The organism is Microlunatus flavus, from assembly GCF_900110855.1.
Lineage (GTDB): Bacteria > Actinomycetota > Actinomycetes > Propionibacteriales > Propionibacteriaceae > Microlunatus > Microlunatus flavus.
Genome location: NZ_FOFA01000005.1, coordinates 26,471 through 41,948 on the forward strand (window position 1 = coordinate 26,471; position 15,478 = coordinate 41,948).

At 75.0% G+C, this 15,478-nt stretch carries 15 protein-coding genes; 6 read left to right on the forward strand and 9 right to left on the reverse strand.

What is annotated here, in order from left to right; translation table 11 throughout:
• Window positions 1–27: 27 nt before the first annotated feature.
• The 4 genes from BMY04_RS12645 to BMY04_RS12660 all read right to left on the reverse strand — a co-directional run bounded on the left by BMY04_RS12645 (window position 28) and on the right by BMY04_RS12660 (window position 5,043).
• Complete coding sequence (locus tag BMY04_RS12645) at window positions 28–2,862, reverse strand: UPF0182 family membrane protein (protein ID WP_232506398.1); 2,835 nt, start codon at window positions 2,860–2,862, stop codon at window positions 28–30.
• Window positions 2,863–2,918: 56 nt separating this feature from the next.
• Window positions 2,919–3,479, reverse strand: coding sequence for a PPA1309 family protein (locus BMY04_RS12650; protein WP_091180900.1), 561 nt, complete (start codon window positions 3,477–3,479; stop codon window positions 2,919–2,921).
• Between the two features lie 68 nt (window positions 3,480–3,547).
• Window positions 3,548–4,612, reverse strand: a complete 1,065-nt coding sequence (locus BMY04_RS12655; protein WP_091180904.1) for a YlbL family protein — start codon at window positions 4,610–4,612, stop codon at window positions 3,548–3,550.
• Window positions 4,609–5,043: a molybdenum cofactor biosynthesis protein MoaE gene (locus BMY04_RS12660; RefSeq protein ID WP_091180907.1), complete on the reverse strand. Its 435-nt coding sequence runs from the start codon at window positions 5,041–5,043 to the stop codon at window positions 4,609–4,611. The genes BMY04_RS12655 and BMY04_RS12660 overlap by 4 nt, the downstream gene beginning before the upstream one ends.
• A gap of 144 nt (window positions 5,044–5,187) precedes the next feature.
• On the opposite strand from BMY04_RS12660, the gene BMY04_RS12665 reads away from it, so the two are divergent.
• On the forward strand, window positions 5,188–6,825 hold the full coding sequence (locus BMY04_RS12665; RefSeq protein ID WP_091180909.1) for a zinc-dependent metalloprotease: 1,638 nt from the start codon (window positions 5,188–5,190) through the stop codon (window positions 6,823–6,825).
• 2 nt (window positions 6,826–6,827) lie between these two features.
• Here BMY04_RS12665 and BMY04_RS12670 read toward each other — a convergent pair whose 3' ends face one another.
• Window positions 6,828–7,712 carry a LysR family transcriptional regulator gene (locus tag BMY04_RS12670; RefSeq protein WP_091180911.1) on the reverse strand — a complete coding sequence of 295 codons (885 nt, stop codon included), beginning with the start codon at window positions 7,710–7,712 and terminating at the stop codon, window positions 6,828–6,830.
• A 69-nt stretch (window positions 7,713–7,781) separates the two neighbouring features.
• Here BMY04_RS12670 and BMY04_RS12675 point away from each other — a divergent pair, with 69 nt between their 5' ends.
• The gene (locus tag BMY04_RS12675) at window positions 7,782–8,771 is read left to right on the forward strand and encodes an EamA family transporter (protein ID WP_232506360.1); all 990 of its coding nucleotides are present in this window, start codon (window positions 7,782–7,784) and stop codon (window positions 8,769–8,771) included.
• A gap of 16 nt (window positions 8,772–8,787) precedes the next feature.
• On the opposite strand, the gene BMY04_RS12680 is transcribed toward BMY04_RS12675, so the two are convergent.
• Both BMY04_RS12680 and BMY04_RS12685 read right to left on the reverse strand, forming a co-directional pair.
• A complete protein-coding gene (locus BMY04_RS12680) occupies window positions 8,788–9,399 on the reverse strand; it encodes a glycosyltransferase family protein (protein WP_091180915.1) in 612 nt (203 codons plus the stop codon).
• Complete coding sequence (locus tag BMY04_RS12685) at window positions 9,396–10,043, reverse strand: M48 metallopeptidase family protein (RefSeq protein WP_091180919.1); 648 nt, start codon at window positions 10,041–10,043, stop codon at window positions 9,396–9,398. The genes BMY04_RS12680 and BMY04_RS12685 overlap by 4 nt, the downstream gene beginning before the upstream one ends.
• A 485-nt stretch (window positions 10,044–10,528) precedes the next feature.
• On the opposite strand from BMY04_RS12685, the gene BMY04_RS12690 reads away from it, so the two are divergent.
• The 3 genes from BMY04_RS12690 (at window position 10,529) to BMY04_RS12700 (ending at window position 13,311) form a co-directional block, all read left to right on the forward strand.
• Window positions 10,529–10,690 carry a DUF5679 domain-containing protein gene (locus BMY04_RS12690; protein ID WP_091180923.1) on the forward strand — a complete coding sequence of 54 codons (162 nt, stop codon included), beginning with the start codon at window positions 10,529–10,531 and terminating at the stop codon, window positions 10,688–10,690.
• A gap of 144 nt (window positions 10,691–10,834) precedes the next feature.
• Complete coding sequence (locus BMY04_RS12695; RefSeq protein WP_091180926.1) at window positions 10,835–11,875, forward strand: hypothetical protein; 1,041 nt, start codon at window positions 10,835–10,837, stop codon at window positions 11,873–11,875.
• A 29-nt stretch (window positions 11,876–11,904) separates the two neighbouring features.
• Window positions 11,905–13,311 (forward strand): ABC1 kinase family protein, encoded by a 1,407-nt coding sequence (locus BMY04_RS12700; RefSeq protein WP_091181660.1) that lies wholly within the window; start codon window positions 11,905–11,907, stop codon window positions 13,309–13,311.
• Between the two features lie 152 nt (window positions 13,312–13,463).
• Here BMY04_RS12700 and BMY04_RS12705 read toward each other — a convergent pair whose 3' ends face one another.
• Window positions 13,464–13,802 carry a WhiB family transcriptional regulator gene (locus BMY04_RS12705; protein ID WP_091180929.1) on the reverse strand — a complete coding sequence of 113 codons (339 nt, stop codon included), beginning with the start codon at window positions 13,800–13,802 and terminating at the stop codon, window positions 13,464–13,466.
• A gap of 105 nt (window positions 13,803–13,907) precedes the next feature.
• Window positions 13,908–14,222 (reverse strand): hypothetical protein, encoded by a 315-nt coding sequence (locus BMY04_RS12710; RefSeq protein WP_091180932.1) that lies wholly within the window; start codon window positions 14,220–14,222, stop codon window positions 13,908–13,910.
• A 247-nt stretch (window positions 14,223–14,469) separates the two neighbouring features.
• On the opposite strand from BMY04_RS12710, the gene BMY04_RS12715 reads away from it, so the two are divergent.
• The gene (locus BMY04_RS12715; protein WP_139209842.1) at window positions 14,470–15,456 is read left to right on the forward strand and encodes an NHL repeat-containing protein; all 987 of its coding nucleotides are present in this window, start codon (window positions 14,470–14,472) and stop codon (window positions 15,454–15,456) included.
• Window positions 15,457–15,478 lie beyond the last annotated feature (22 nt).

Below are 15,478 nucleotides of genomic sequence, written 5' to 3' on the forward strand. Positions count from 1 at the left end.
TGAAGGTCCAGGGGGCTTCGTGCACGGCTACCGGCCCAGGGCCCGCTGGGCCTTGACCAGGTCTTCCTGCATCTGGTTGATCTTGGTCTGGTACTCACCGAGGTTGCCCGCGGTCAGCGCCTTCTGCGCGTCGGAGTAGGCCTTCGACGCGTCGTCGAGCGCCGCCACCGCAGCCGGGTTGTCCGCCTTGCCCGGCGTCCCGGTGCCCGGGTCGGACCCCTCGCCCTCCTCGGTGGTGGCGCCGGCGTTGCCGCTGAACACCTGGTCCAGGGCCGCCTGCAGCGAGGTGCCGAAGCCGACCGACTGCCCGAACCGCACCACCACGAAGCGGAGCACCGGGTACGAACCCGTCGCGCCGGGCCTCTGCGCGTAGACCGGCATGGCGTAGAGCAGACCGCCGCCCAGGGGCAGGGTCAGCAGGTTGCCGAACGACGCCTGCGCGCTGCCCTGCGCCGTGAAGTTCCGCAGCGCGGCGCTCACGGACTCGTTGGTCGTCATGGCGTTGAACGACTGCCCGGGCCCGTCGATCTGGGTCGTGTCCGACATCTGCAGGATGCGGATCCGGCCGTAGTCCGGGCTCGAGGCGTCGGCGTTCACGGCCATGTACGCGGCCAGGTTCGAGCGGCCGTTCGGGACGTACGCGGTCGTCAGCGAGAAGATCGCGTTCGGGTCGCCCGGCCACTTCACCGACAGGTAGAAGGGCTGCTCGACCGAGCCGGTCGAGGCCGCGTTGACCGGGTCGCGCGGGATCTCCCACAGGCTCGACTGCCGGTACCAGGTGCCGGGGTCGGTCTGGTGGTAGCGCGCGAGGATCTGGCGCTGCACCTTGAAGTAGTCCTGCGGGTAGCGCAGGTGCGCCAGCAGGTCGGCCGGGATCGCGCTCTTGGGCTGGATGACGCTGCCGAAGACCTTGCGCCACGTCTGCAGCACCGGGTCGGACTCGTCCCAGGCGTAGAGCTTGACCGTGCCGTCGTACGCGTCGACCACGGCCTTGACCGAGTTGCGCATGTAGTTGATCTCCTGGCCCGGCTGGGCCACGACCTGCGTCCCCGGCGTCGCCGTCTGGCTGTCCGCGGTCGTCTGCGCCAGGTTGATGCGCTCGCTGTTGGGATAGCTGTTCGACGTCGTGTAGCCGTCGACGATCCACACGATCCGGCCCTGCACGACCGCCGGGTAGGCGTCGCCGTCGACCTTGAGCCACGGCGCCGCCTGCTGCACCCGCTCGCGCGGCGTGCGGTCGTAGATGATCTTCGACGCCTCGTTGACGCGGTCCGACAGCAGGATGTTGATGTCGGCGAACTTCGCGGCGTAGAGCAGCTTGTGCCACAGGCTGCCGATCGAGACGCCGCCCTTGCCGGTGTAGGTGTAGTTGGGCCCGCCCGGGGTGTCGAGCTCGATGGGTGGCGCCCCCGCCGGCGCGCCGACGATCGAGTACTCGCTCGGGTTGAGGCCCTGGAGCTCGCCGAAGTAGACGCGCGGCTCGTGCTCGGCGATCTTGCCCGTCGGCGGGATGCCCTCGGTGATCCACTGCGGCTCGCCCGTGGCCTGCGCCCGGTTGCCGTACGCGGACACGAGCCCGAAGCCGTGGGTGTAGACGGTCTTGAGGTTGTTCCAGTTCTTGCCCTCGACGCCGTCGAGGTTCATCTCGCGCACGGCGACGACGGCGTCGGTCTCCTGGCCGTCGATCGTGTAGCGGTCGACGTCGAGGATCTTGGGGAACTGGTAGTAGCCGCGGACCTGCTGCAGCTGCTCGTAGGTCGGCGAGACCGCGCTCGGGTCGATCAGGCGGATGCCCGGCAGCGCCTCCGCGTCCGAGCGCAGCTGGCCGGCCGTCGCCGTCTGCGTCGCGGAGTAGTCGGTGACCTCGGAGTCGGCCACGTCGTACGCAGCGCGCGTCGCGTCGATGTTGCGCTGGATGTACGTCCGCTCGCGCAGCTCCTCGCTGGGACGGACGCTGAAGTACTGGACCGCACCCGGGTAGACGTAGCCGAGCACGATGGCCGACAGGATCAGCAGCACCAGGCCCGCGGTCGGGACCACCCAGCGCTGCAGCAGCGCGTTGCCGAGGAACAGCAGCGCGACGATGCCCGCGGCGATCGCGAGGATGAGCTTGGCGTTCGCCGTCGCGTTGTCGGCGGTGTAGGAGATGCCGGTGAACAGCGGCGTGGTCTTGGTGACCTCGAGGCCGTACTGGTCGAACCAGTAGCTGGCGCCGCGGACCAGCAGCGTGAGCCCGACGAGGATCGACAGGTGCGCCTGGGCGGCGGTCGAGCCCCCGCGGCGCGGGCCGCTGAAGCGCACGGCGCCCATCACGTAGTGCATGACGGCCGCGGCCAGCACGCTGATGGTCAGCGCGGCGAACGCGAACGACAGGACGAAGCGCCACCAGGGGTAGGAGAAGACGAAGAAGGAGACGTCGAGGCCGTACTGCGGGTCGCGGACCCCGAACCCGGTCCGCTCGCTCCAGGCGAGGAAGGTCAGCGACTGCCCGCTGGCCGCAGCGCCCGCGAACAGGCCGACGACCACGCCGATCGCGACCATGACCCAGATGAAGCGGGTCTCGACGATCTCGCGGTAGCGCTCCAGCAGCGGGCTCGTCGGGCCCTGCGGCCGGAAGCGGGGGCGCAGCCGGTACGCGATGGCCGCGTTCGCCGCGACCAGGCCGGCCATGACCAGGCCGAAGACGAGGAACAGGCCCGTACGGGTCAGCAGCATGGTGCTGAAGACCGAGCCGAAGTCGAACGAGCGGTACCACGGGCGCGAGGTCCACACGTTGGTGAAGAGGGCGAAGGCCACGACCAGGACGGCCACGACCACCAGGGTGGGCAGGATGGCGCCTCGTCGTCGTCCCGGCGCCCGCACGCTGCTCAAACCGATCGTCCCCTCGTCACTGCCTCGCCCCGGGCGACCCGCCGGGGTCAGCCAAGGGTATGCGCCAAGGCTGTGGCCAGCCCCGGCACGAGATCCGTGCCGCCCAGGAGCTCGTCGGGCTGGGACCGCAGCCGGGCCACGCCGTGCTGCGACCCGCTGCGGTCGACACCGACGACGACGCGGACCTCCTGGGCCGCCGGGTGCTCCGCCACCACCGCCGCGGCCTGCTCCGGGTCGTCGGGCAGGTCGACCTCGGCCGACGACGGCAGGAACGTGCGCACCGTCGCCAGGGCGGTCCCGAAGACCTCGTCGGGCCACTCGATGCCCTCGAGGTCGCCGAGCAGGTCGCCGGAACCGACGAAGGTGTCCTGCTCGATCGCGGTCAGCGAGCCGGGCGCCGCGCCGTCCGCGCTGGTGCGCAGCCCGAGCGAGCGGGCCAGGTCGGGCTCGGCCGCGGCGAGCGCGTCGGTCTCGACGAGCGCGAACAGCCGCGGCGGCGCGTCCCAGCCGCCGTCGGCGACGTGGTGCTCGAGCTCGACCAGGGCGGCGACGAGCGCCTCGCCGCGGTCCTCCGGGGAGACCGGGGCGGCGGGCATGGACGGGGGCATGGAGACCTCGGAGGGGGACGCGACGAGACGGGACGGGGTGGGGACGCTACGGGGTCGGGACGGCGGGGTCAGCAGGTGGGCAGCGCGTCGGCCGCGGCGGGCGAGTCGAGCGAGCGCACGGAGCGGATGGCGTCGTTCAGCGTCGCGACGCGCACGAGGCGCATCGTGGTCCGCACGCCGGCCAGGTCGCCGCAGTTCGGGGCGGGCACGAGGAACGTGGTCGCGCCGGCCGCCTGCGCACCGGCGATCTTCTCCTGGATCCCGCCGATCCCCCCGACCACGCCGGTCGGGTTGATCGTCCCGGTGCCGGCCACGTGCTGGCCGGCGAACAGCGCACCGGGGGTGAGCTTGTCGTAGATGGCCAGCGCGAAGACCAGGCCCGCGCTCGGGCCGCCGATCTTCTGGCCGAGGTCGTAGGAGATGCGCGGCGTGTACGCGTACCCGGTCCCGAGGGTGATGCCGACCTGGACGCCGGTCCCGGAGGTCTGCGGCGCCGGCATGAGCGGCACGCTGACGCGGACCTTGTCGCGCAGCACCACGAACGTGAGCTGCCGGCCCGCCTGGGCCTGCCGGACGGCCGCCTGCACGAGCGCGGGGGTGGGGGTCGCGGTCCCGTCGACCGAGACGACCAGGTCGCCCGGGCGCAGGTGGCCCTGGGCCGGGCTGCCGACCGTCACCGAGGCGATGGCGGGCAGCTGCTCGACCGGGCGCTGGCTCGCCCGCAGCGCGGCGACGACCGCGTCGTCCTGCGCGCTGACCATCATCTCGGCGTCGGCGTCCTCGACGTCCTCGGCCGACCGCCCCGCCGGGTAGACGGCCTCGCGCGGCAGCGCGTCGTGGTCGGGACGGAAGTAGGCGACCAGCGCCTGCGGCAGGCTCAGCCGGGAGTCGGCGGCGGTCGTCGAGACCACCGTCATGTCCAGCCGGCCCTCGGTCGGGTAGGTGGTGACGTCGGAGATCGCGATGATCGGCTGCGTCCCGGCGCCGCCGGTGGCGAGGACGTCGCGCGCGGTGCCCGGCGACCAGGTGACGTACGGGACCGGCAGCACGGCGACCAGCACGGCGAGGACGACGAACGCCGCCGCCGCCGCGAAGGCCGTGACCGTCTGGCGGGTCAGCGCGGAACGCCTCACGCGAGCCCCACCCACTCGGTGCGCCCGTCGGTGAGCTCCTGCTCCTTCCAGATCGGCACCTGCTCCTTGAGCGTGTCGATCAGGTGGCGGCAGGCCTCCAGCGCGGCCTCGCGGTGCGCGGCCCCGACGGCCACGACGACGGCGAGGTCGCCGACCTCGAGGTGGCCGGTGCGGTGCGAGACCGCGACGGAGAGCACGTCGTACGCGGCCGCCGTCCGCTCCGCGCAGGCGGCGAGGGCGGCGGCGGCGCTGGGGTGCGCGGTGTAGTCGAGGCTGGTGACCGAGGTGCCGTGGTCGTGGTCGCGGACCACGCCGACGAAGAGCCCGATCCCGCCGACCTGCGGGTCGCTCACCTGGGCCAGCAGCCGGTCGACGCTGAGCGGTGCGTCGCTCACGCTCGCCTCGCGGACCACGACACGCGGGGCTGCCATGTCCTCGAGGTTAACCGAGCAGGCCCGCCGGTACGCCGACAGCGATCGGTCGGTCGTGACCCGGGCGCGGCCGTGGCGCCCCGCGTACCGTGGAGGGACGCCTCAGCGGCCGGACCGACGGCCCTCGCGACCTCAGGAGACCTCATGCCCCAGGACCCCGACCAGCGTCCTGACGACGAGCAGGACCCGCCCTCCGCCGACGAGCCCGGCACGGGCGGCGAGGCCGGTGGCGCGAGCCCGAAGGGGTCCGACGGCACGGGGTCGGGATCAGGGTCGGGCTACCGGCTCGGCGGCTCGGGCTCGGTCGGCGGGGGCGGCGGCGCGCGTCCCGGCTTCGGCAGCGGTGGCTTCGGAGCGGGCTTCGGAGGGCTGGGCGGCGGGGCCGCACCCTCCGGCGGCGGCGACCCGGCGAACCCGCTCGAGGCCCTCTTCGCCTCGCTGGCCGGCGGCGACACCAACGCGCTCGCGGCCCAGCTGCAGAGCGCCTTCCAGATGCTCGGCGGCGGCGGGTTCGGCGGGCCGGGCTTCGGCGGCGGCGGCGACTCCAGCTCCGGCGTCAACTGGGAGGTCACCAAGGACATGGCCCGCAAGAGCGCGGCCGCCCTCGGTCCGGACCCCACCCCGAGCAGCGCCCAGGTGCGCGCGGTGACCGACGCGGTCGGGATCGCCGAGGTCTGGCTGGACGCGGCGACCGACTTCCCGCGCGTGGCCGGGACGGCGACGGCCTGGAGCCGGGCGGAGTGGATCGAGCGGACCATGCCGGTCTGGCGACGCCTCGTCGAGCCGGTGGCCAGCCACATCGCCGACGCGATGGCGGGCGCGCTGACCCTCGGCGGCGAGGACGCGCCGGAGGGCATGCCGCAGATCGCCGGCATGGCCGAGATGCTGCGCCCGATGCTGCGCAGCTCGGGCGCGAGCATGTTCGGCCTCCAGCTCGGCCAGGGCCTGGGCCAGCTGTCGGGCGAGGTCGTCAGCACCACCGACATCGGCCTCCCGCTCACCGACACCCCGCAGGTCGCGCTGCTGCCGACGAACGTGGCCGCCTTCGGCGAGGGCCTCGAGCAGTCCGGCAGCGACGTCACCCTCTACCTGACGCTGCGCGAGTGCGCGCGCCAGCGGCTCTTCGCCTCGGCGGGCTGGCTGCGGTCGCAGCTGCTGGTGCTGGTCGAGCAGTACGCGGCCGGCATCACCATCGACACCTCCGCGCTGGAGGAGGCCGTCTCCGGCATGGACCCGACGAACCTCGAGGAGCTCGGCGCCAAGCTCGAGGGCGGGCTCTTCGAGCCGCACAAGACCCCCGAGCAGCTGGCGACCCTGCAGCGGCTCGAGACGATGCTCGCCCTGGTCGAGGGCTGGGTCGACGACGTCGTGACCGAGGCGACCGCGCCGTGGATGCCGGCGGCCGTGCCGCTGGCCGAGACCGTCCGGCGCCGCCGCGCGACCGGCGGCCCCGCCGAGGCGACGTTCGCGACGCTGGTCGGGCTCGAGCTGCGGCCCCGTCGGCTGCGCGACGCGGCGAACCTCTGGGCGGCCGTCCGCGACGCCCGCGGCGCCGAGGGGCGCGACGCCGTGTGGAGCCACCCCGACCTGGTGCCCACGTCGGCCGACCTGGACGACCCGCTGGGCTTCGCCCGCGGCGAGGCCGCCGCGCAGTCGTCGGGCGACGACGACTTCGACGCCGCCCTCGCCGAGCTGCTCGACGAGGCCGAGCACCCGCAGGACGGCCCGGACCCGCAGCAGGACCCCGACCGCAAGGACGACCAGGACCGCAAGGACGACTAGGGCTACGCCCTGGCGGCCGGCGCGCCGGCCGCGTACGCCTCCCGCACCAGCGCGAGCACGTCCGCGACGCCGGCCGGCGGGTCCTCCCGCCACCAGGCGAGCAGGACAGGCACGGGCGGCGCGTCGTGCACGCGGCGGAACACGACGCCCGGGCGCCGGTGCTGGCGCGTCGTCGCCTCCGAGGTGATGCCGACGACCTGGCCCGCCGCGACCATCGTCAGGAAGTCCTCGACGTTGTGCACCTCGCGGTACGCGCCCGGGGACGACCCCGCCGGGCTGCCCGCCCACAGCTGCTCGTCGGTGGTGCCGGTGCGGCGGTCCAGCGCGACCGTGCGCCCCGCGAAGCCGGCCAGCCGCACGCTGCGGCCGCCGGCCAGCGGGTCTCCGGTGGGCAGGACCGCGTAGCGCGCCTCCAGGCCGACCTGCTCGACCGCCAGGCGGGGGTCGTCGACCGGGCGCCGGAGCACCGCCACGTCGGAGAGGCCCTCGGCCAGGCCGGCCGTCGGGGTCGCGACGAAGACGAAGGTCAGCGGGCGGCCGGGGTGCTGCTCCCCCCAGCGTCGCTGCACCGGAACCGTGTGCCGCCCGAGCGCGGACCAGGCGTAGCCGAGCCGGACGTCGGCGTCGGCGTGGGCCGCCACCTGCTCCAGCGCCTGCACGGCGGCGAGCGCCTGCCGGGCGTGGTCGAGCACCCGCGCACCCACCGCGTTGGGCGCGACCGAGCGCGTCGTGCGCCGCAGCACCCGGGCTCCGAGGTTCGCCTCCAGCGCCGCCACCGCCCGCGAGACCGAGGCCTGCGTGGTGCCGAGCGCGATCGCGGCGTCGGTGAACGAGCCCTCGTCGACGACGGCGACCAGGGCCCGCAGCTGGCGCAGCTCGACGCTCATGCGTAAAGCGTATAGATCGACGAGCCACCGCATTTCTGCCGGGCCGCGCGCCGCCGCAGACTCACCTGCGTGACCTCGCTGGACCCCGCCGTGGGCGGGCCCGCCTCCCTCTCCCCCGACCTCTCGACCTCTCTGCCGCCGACCGCTCTGCCCCCGGTCGCTCCGGGCGACGCCGCTCCGGCGGCCGCCGCGGGCACGCCGCGGCCCCGCCTGCTGCCCGGGATCCTGAGCATGAGCGCGAGCGCCGGCGGCAGCCAGCTGGGGGCCGCGATCGGGACGTTCGCCTACCCGGCCATCGGGGTGCCCGGGGTCGTCGCCGTGCGCCAGCTGGTCGCCGCCGCGGTGCTGCTGCCGCTGGCGCGACCGCCGTTCCGCCGCTTCACGTTCGCGCAGTGGTGGCCGGCGGTGCTGCTGGCCGTGGTCTTCGCGACCATGAACCTCTCGCTCTACACGGCGTTCAGCCGCATCGACCTCGGCCTCGCGGTCACCCTGGAGTTCCTCGGGCCGCTGTCCGTCGCGCTCGTCGGGTCGCGCAGCGTCGTGGACCTCGTGTGCGCCGTCGTCGCGGCCGGCGGCGTCTACGTGCTCGTGCTGCCCGGGCCCTCGACCGACTGGGTGGGCGTGGGGCTCGCGCTGCTGGCCGCCGCGTGCTGGGCGTCGTACATCCTGCTGAACCGGCTCGCCGGCCGCCGCCTGCCCGGCCTGCAGGCGACGGCGACCGCCACCACGCTGTCCGCGCTCGGCTACCTGCCCGTCGTCGTCGTGCTCGCCGTGCACGGCCGGCTCGTCGGGACGCCGCTGCTGTGCGCCGTGACCGTCGGCCTGCTGTGCTCGGCGCTGCCGTACGCGGCCGACCTGTTCTCGCTGCGGCGGGTGCCGGTGCAGCTGTTCGGCGTGTTCATGAGCGTCAACCCGGTCGTCGCCGCGCTGGTCGGGCTGGTGCTGCTCGGCCAGGTGCTCGCCCTGCACGCGTGGGTGGGGATCGGCCTGGTCGTCGCGGCGGACGTGGTCGCCCTCGTGGTGGCGGCCCGCCGGCGCCGGACACCGCTGGCCGGCTGACGGCGCCCGGCGCCGCTCAGCGCGCCGGACGCCCGGCGAGCAGGGCGCGGGTCTCCTCCCAGCCCTCGAGGTCGGGGTCGAGCCGGTGGACGGCGGCCGCGCCGCGCAGCCGGTGCCAGTCCGGCGTCACCTCGACCAGGCCGGGCGTCGGGGCCGTGGCGGCCAGCAGCGGCCGCGGGTCGACGTCGAGGTCGAGCCGGTCGAGGGGCACCCAGGCCGCCACGGGCAGCCGCAGGCCGAGCGCGACGCAGCCGGGCCCGCCGCGTTCCGGCGCGACCGCCACGTCGGCGCGGTGCAGCACCTTGAGCTGCTTGGCCAGCACCAGCCCGGGCAGGTCGGGGACGTCGGCGGGCACGAGCACGACCTCGTCGGCGACGTCGGCGCAGGCACGGAGCAACGCGGGCAGGTCCTGCTCGTCGAACCGCGCCGACCCCGGCCACAGCAGCTCGTCCAGCCCGTCGGGACCGACGAGGCCGGACGCGGCGTCGACGAGGTCGGCCGCAACCTCGTAGGTGTCGGCCAGGCAGGCCTGGGCGAAGGCGGCCGGGTCGACCCCGGGCGGGGCCGCGGACGCCGCGCCGTAGCGCGCGAGCACGAGCACCAGCCGCCGCCGGTCCGCGCCGCTCACCGGCCCGGCCCCCGCTCCTCGGGCCCGTCGTCGGGTTCGTCGTCGGGCCCGTCGTCGGGCCCGTCGTCGGGCTCGGGACCGATCTCGAGCCGCGCGGCGTCCGCGTACCCCTCGAGGTAGCCGCGGGCCCGGTCGGCGTCGGCGTACGCGGCGAGCAGGGCGTGGAAGCGCGGGGTGTGCCCGGGCTCGACCAGGTGGACGAGCTCGTGCAGCAGGACGTAGTCGCGCACCCAGGCCGGCATCGGCCGCAGCCGGTCGGACAGCCGGATCGTCCGGTCGGTCGGCGTGCACGACCCCCACCGCCGGCGCTGGTTGCCCACCCAGGTGACCCGCGTCGGCGGGAGGACGCGGCCGACCTGCGGCACGAGGTGCTGCCGCAGCAGCTCCTTCGCCCGGGTCATCAGCTCGTCGTCCCCGCCCCGCGCCCGGGCCCGCGCCTCCCGGGCCAGCAGCCGGGCCACCAGGGCGTCGACGTGGCGCTGCTCCTCGGCGCGCGACATGGACGCGGGCACGAGCACCACGACGGTCGCGCCGTCCCGGTAGGCCGTCACCGTGCGCCGCCGCCGACGGCTGCGGCGAACCTCCACCACCGGGGCCGCCGCACCGGCCGTTCCGGGGGCCGTCGGACCGGGCGCGTCGCTCACCCACCCATCTTCACCCGGCCCTCGCCTGGGGGCCGGTCTCGACCAGCGAGAAGCTCCACCGACGGCAGCAGGAGACCACCGCGTCGAGTGGTTTCCACAGGTCTGCGCACCGCTCCACGCTCCGAGCGGCGGTCGGCAGCCGGTCTCCCCGGCGTCGTCCACGCGCCGTCCACCGGCGGCGACACCTCGTCCACACCGTTGTCCACAGGCGGTGGACAGGAGCTCGGGGACGGCGTTTGACGGCCCACCGGCGCCCGGCTAGCGTTCCTCGCCACGAGGCCCCTGGGGCTCGGGACCACGCGCTGGGGAAGGCGCCGTGAGGCCCGGTCCCGGGGCCTCGTGCCGTCCCCGGCCCCCGTACGGCGTGGCGTCACGGGCGCCGGCGGAGCCTCGACCGCTACGCTGACCGGCGTCGCCCGGCCGCCCCCGGCGGGCCGGCAGGGCGAGACCCGACGGAGAGACCGTCCACGGAGCAAGGAGAAGACATGGCCGACGAGACCTACAGCGGCGAGTTCTACTGCGTGAAGTGCAAGGAGAAGCGCGAGGCCACGGGCAACGTCGTCGTCAACGACAAGGGCACGCGCATGGCCAAGGCCACCTGCCCGGTGTGCGGCACCAACCTGAACCGGATCCTCGGCAAGGCCTGACGCCCCCGGCGCCCGCCACCGAGCGCGGCGGGCGCCGCCCGCGCGGCCCACGACGACCTCGCCGGTCGACGCGGGGCCGCCGCAGGTCCGGACGGGCCTGTGGATCGTGGGCCCGCGCCCGGCCGGCGGCACCAGACTGGTCCGGTGGACGCCGCACCTGCCGCCCGCACCGCGGGCCCGGACCCCGGACGTGCGCTGCGGCTCGCGCCCCACGCCGTCGTCCTGCGCCGCAGCAGCACCGAGCTGCAGGTGGGCGTCGGACCGTCCGTCGTCGTCCCCGACACCCACGCCGCCCTGCTGGCCGGGCTCGCCCGCGGCACGCAGCCCGCGAGCCTGCTGCGCACCGCCGCCCAGCGTGGCCTGCGTCCGGGCGCCGTCACCGACCTGATCGGCGCCCTCGAGGCCGCCCACCTGCTCCAGCCCGCGCCGCCGCTCGCGTCGCGGGCCGTCCGCGTCGTCGGCACCGGCCCGCTCGCCGTCCGCACGGCGAGCGACCTCGCAGACGTCGGCTTCGGCACCGTCTACCTCGCGGCCCTGCCGCCGCACGCGCTACTGCCCGATGACGGCCCGCCCCCACGGAACCGTCGGCGACCGGTCGACGCGCCCGACCCCGGGGAGCTCGCGTCGGCGACGCTGAGCGCCGCGCACCCGGCGACCCGCGTACGCCGCACCCGCCACTTCGCCAAGCCCGAGGGCGACGCCGTCGCCCTGACGGTCGTGGTCGCCGACGGCCCGGAGCCGGACCGCCTCGTCCCCGACGTGCTGCGCGAGCACGGCGCGGTGCACCTGCTGGTGCGCAGCAGCGGCGACGAGGCGGTGGTCGGCCCGCTCGTGGTGCCGGGCGTGACGTCGTGCGTCCGCTGCACCGACCTCGCGCAGCGCGACGCGGACCCCCGCTGGCCCTGGCTGCTCGAACAGCTCGTCCGGCTGCGCGTCGAGCCGTCGGCCACGCTGGCGGCCTGGGCGGGCGTGACCGCGGCCGTGCAGGCGCTCGCCTACCTCACCCGCGGACGGGCGGAGACCCTCGGCCACACCCTCGAGCTGGGCAGCGCCGAGCCCACGCTCCGGCTGCGGGCGTGGCCCGCGCACCCCGAGTGCCCGTGCCGCTGGGACGACCCCGAGCACGACCCCGAGCACGACCCCGGGCACGACACCCGGGCCGACGGCGTGCGCGGACGGGCCTGAGGTTGTCCGGACCGACCAGAATGGGCGGCATGCCCGACGACGGTCCCGTGGTGCCCGAGCGCGCGCGCGGAGGACGGCCCACCCGTCCGGCCCGGTCCGCGCGGAAGGACGACGACCGCGCGTCCGACGACCGCATCGCCCGCGGCGGCCTGCGCCGCAGCGCGCGGCTCGCCTCGCTCCCCCTCGGCTTCGCAGGCCGCTCGGCCCTCGGGCTCGGCCGGCGCATCGGGGGGGCGCCTGCGGAGCAGGTCAGCGAGCAGCTCCAGCAGCGCGCCGCCGAGCAGCTGTTCAAGGTGCTCGGCGAGCTCAAGGGCGGAGCGATGAAGTTCGGCCAGGCGCTGAGCGTCTTCGAGTCCGTCCTGCCCGACGACGTCGCCGGCCCGTACCGCGAGCAGCTCGCGCGCCTGCAGGACTCCGCGCCGCCGATGCCGACCTCGCGCGTCCACGCCGTGCTGGCCCGCGAGCTCGGGCCGCGCTGGCGCGACGACTTCTCGTCCTTCTCCGCCCAGCCCGCGGCCGCCGCGTCGATCGGGCAGGTGCACCGGGCGGTGTGGAAGGACGGCCGCCCGGTGGCGGTCAAGGTCCAGTACCCGGGGGCGGCGGACGCGCTGCGCTCCGACCTGCGCCAGATCGGGCGGATGTCGAAGGTCATCTCGCCGCTGGCCGGCGGCATGGACGTCCAGCCGCTGGTCGACGAGCTGACCGAGCGGGTCACCGAGGAGCTCGACTACACCCTGGAGGCGGGCGCGCAGGCGCAGGCCGCCGCGGGCTTCCTGGGCGACCCGGAGTTCTGCGTGCCGGACGTGCTCGCCTCGACGCAGCGGGTGATGGTCTCGGAGTGGGTCGAGGGACGCGCGCTGAACACGGCCGCCGACCTGTCGCAGGAGGAGCGCAACCGGCTCGGCCTGCTCTACGTGCGCTTCCTCTTCGCGGCCCCGGCCCGCGTCGGCCTGCTCCACGCCGACCCGCACCCCGGCAACTTCAAGATCCTGCCCGACGGCCGGATGGGCGTCATCGACTTCGGACTGGTGGCGCGCTTCCCCGACGGGCTCCCCCCGGCGATGGGGCGCATCCTCCGCGTCGCGGAGAACGGCGACGCCCGCGAGACCGCCGACCAGCTGCGCACCGAGGGCTTCATCGTCAGCGACGTGGACGCGCAGGACGTGCTCGACTACCTGGCCCCGTTCGTCGAGCCGGCGGCGGTGCCGGAGTTCGAGTTCACCCGTGACTGGATGCGCGAGCAGTTCGTCCGGGTGCGCGACGTGCGCGCGAACAACGGGGTGGCGATGAAGATCAACCTGCCGCCGGAGTACCTGCTCATCCACCGCGTCTGGCTCGGCGGCCTCGCGGTGCTGGCCCAGCTGAACGCCCGTGCCCCGTTCAACGCGGTGCTGCGCGAGCTGCTGCCGGGCTACGCGGACGCCGACGGCCGCTGACCGTCGGACCCTCGCCGCCGCTCCACGCGGTCCGCGCGGCGGGCCGGCTCAGTCCTCGTCCGGTGAGAGCACCGAGCCGAGCCAGAGGCGTACGACGTGGAACAGCCGTACGCCGAGGCTCAGCCCGGTGCCCTCTCCCGGCACGCCGGTGCTCACGCCGCCACCTCACCCCTGCGGGGGCCCGGGACGGCGGGAGCGACCGGCTCCACCGGGTTCTTGCGGGGCCGGCCGCGGGGCCGCTTGCGCGGCACGACGACACCGGCGATGAACAGCTCGCCACCCCAGACGCCCCAGGGCTCCCGGCGCTCGAGCGCCCCGGCGAGGCACTCGGTCCGGATCGGGCAGTCGACGCAGAGCGCCTTCGCCGCCTCCACGTCGGCGGGCGACTCGGCGAAGAACAGCTCCGGGTCGGTAAGCCGGCAGGGCAGGTCGGCGACCGCCACGCCGCTGGGCGTGGTGACGAGTGCCGCGAGTCCTCCTGCGAAGCTCATGTCGGCCTTCCTTGGTTGCGGAGCGGGTGCTCCAGGGGCCGAGAAACACGAAGGCCGTGAATCCCGGTGTTCTGGGAGTCACGGCCTGGAGGCGGTCGGCGCGGTTTACGCCGGCGGTCTGGAGGTCGGTGGTCCCGAACGGGTCGAGAAGTGCTGCTTGGTCGAGAAGTGCTGCTTGGTGGTGACGTAGGCGCCGCCGTCGGCGGTGCGCCCGTCCTGGGTCGTGCGGTGGGCGGCGGCCTCGAAGCCCCGCATCTCGGAACCGGTGAGCTGACGCCACGCCGCGGCGGCGTCGGTCGTCTCGAGACGGTTCATGAGGCGGGGCTGCGCGTCGTCCGCGAGCAGGCGCGCACCAGCGACGGGGGCGCACGGGCGCGGCGACGCGACGAGCGCGGCCGGGATGTCGATGAGGATGGACATCAGGCGTTCCCCCTTCCTGAGGTGCGGTGCTGCGGACTGTCTTGCGGGCCTGAGCTCGACGGGCGCGCGGAGGCGTCCCTCGAGTTCGTGGATCACACTAAGGGCCCGCTGGTGGGGTCGCAACGGATTAAACGGGCGATTTCTCGGCGGATCCCGCCCGCACGCACTGGTCCGTTCTCGTACCTGCCGTCCCTCTGCAGGAGCCCGTAGCGTCGACGGTCCAGGATCCTGGCTGTCGGGGGGCGGCATGGGCGCTGATCGTCGGGCACCGACGGCCGCGGCCGTCGCCCTCCTGCTCGCGGGGCTGGGCGGGTGCACCGCCGCGACCCCCGCCCCTGCTCCCGTCCCGCCGCCCCAGGTCGTACGGCCAACCCAGGCCGTCCCGTCGCCCGCGCCGACGCCGGTGGGCCCGGTGACGCGGGTCTGGGCGACCGAGCGGGCCACGCTGGCCTGGCCGGCCGAGATGACCACCGACCCGGAGGGAAACGTCTGGGTCCGCGAGATGGGAGCGATGACGGTCTCGAAGTTCGCGCCGGACGGCCGCAAGCTGCTGACCACCGGCGGCCTGGGAAGGTCCAACGGCCAGTTCGACTTCCACGGCGAGGTGCACATGTTCGAGGGCGGGATCGCCGCGAGCCTCGCGGGCGAGGTCGTGGTCGCCGACGGCACCTCCCGGATCCAGCGCTTCGACCGCGAGGGCCGCTTCCTCGGCCGGTGGCAGCCGCCGCGGACGCAGCGCAAGGTCGCCGTCACGGGCCTGGACTTCGGCCCGTCCGGCGCGCTCTACATGGTCCGCGGGACGCGCGTCGAGGTCTACGGCCAGACCGGCGACCTGCTCCGGTCGTGGGGCGGTCTGCAGGACCCCGACGCGATCGCCGTCGACGCGGGCGAGCGCGTGTACGTCGCCGACGAGCGCACGGGCCGCATCACGAAGTTCGACAAGACCGGCAAGGTCCTCACCCGTTGGGGCCGGCACGGCACCGGGGACGGCGAGTTCGGTGGGGACGGGACGTTCCTCGACATGGCGGTGGACCAGCACGCCCTGTACGTCGTCGACAAGCACCACCAGCGCGTGCAGCGCTTCAGCCCGACGGGGAGGTTCCTCGGCCTGTGGAGCTCGGGCGGGCAGGACCTCGGGAGCTTCAACCCGGGCGGGGTCGCCGTGGACCCCGAGGGCGCCGTCTACGTCACCGAGAACGACCTGGGCCGGCTCATCAAGTTCCGGCTGACCTGACGCGCACGGCAGCCCGCGGACG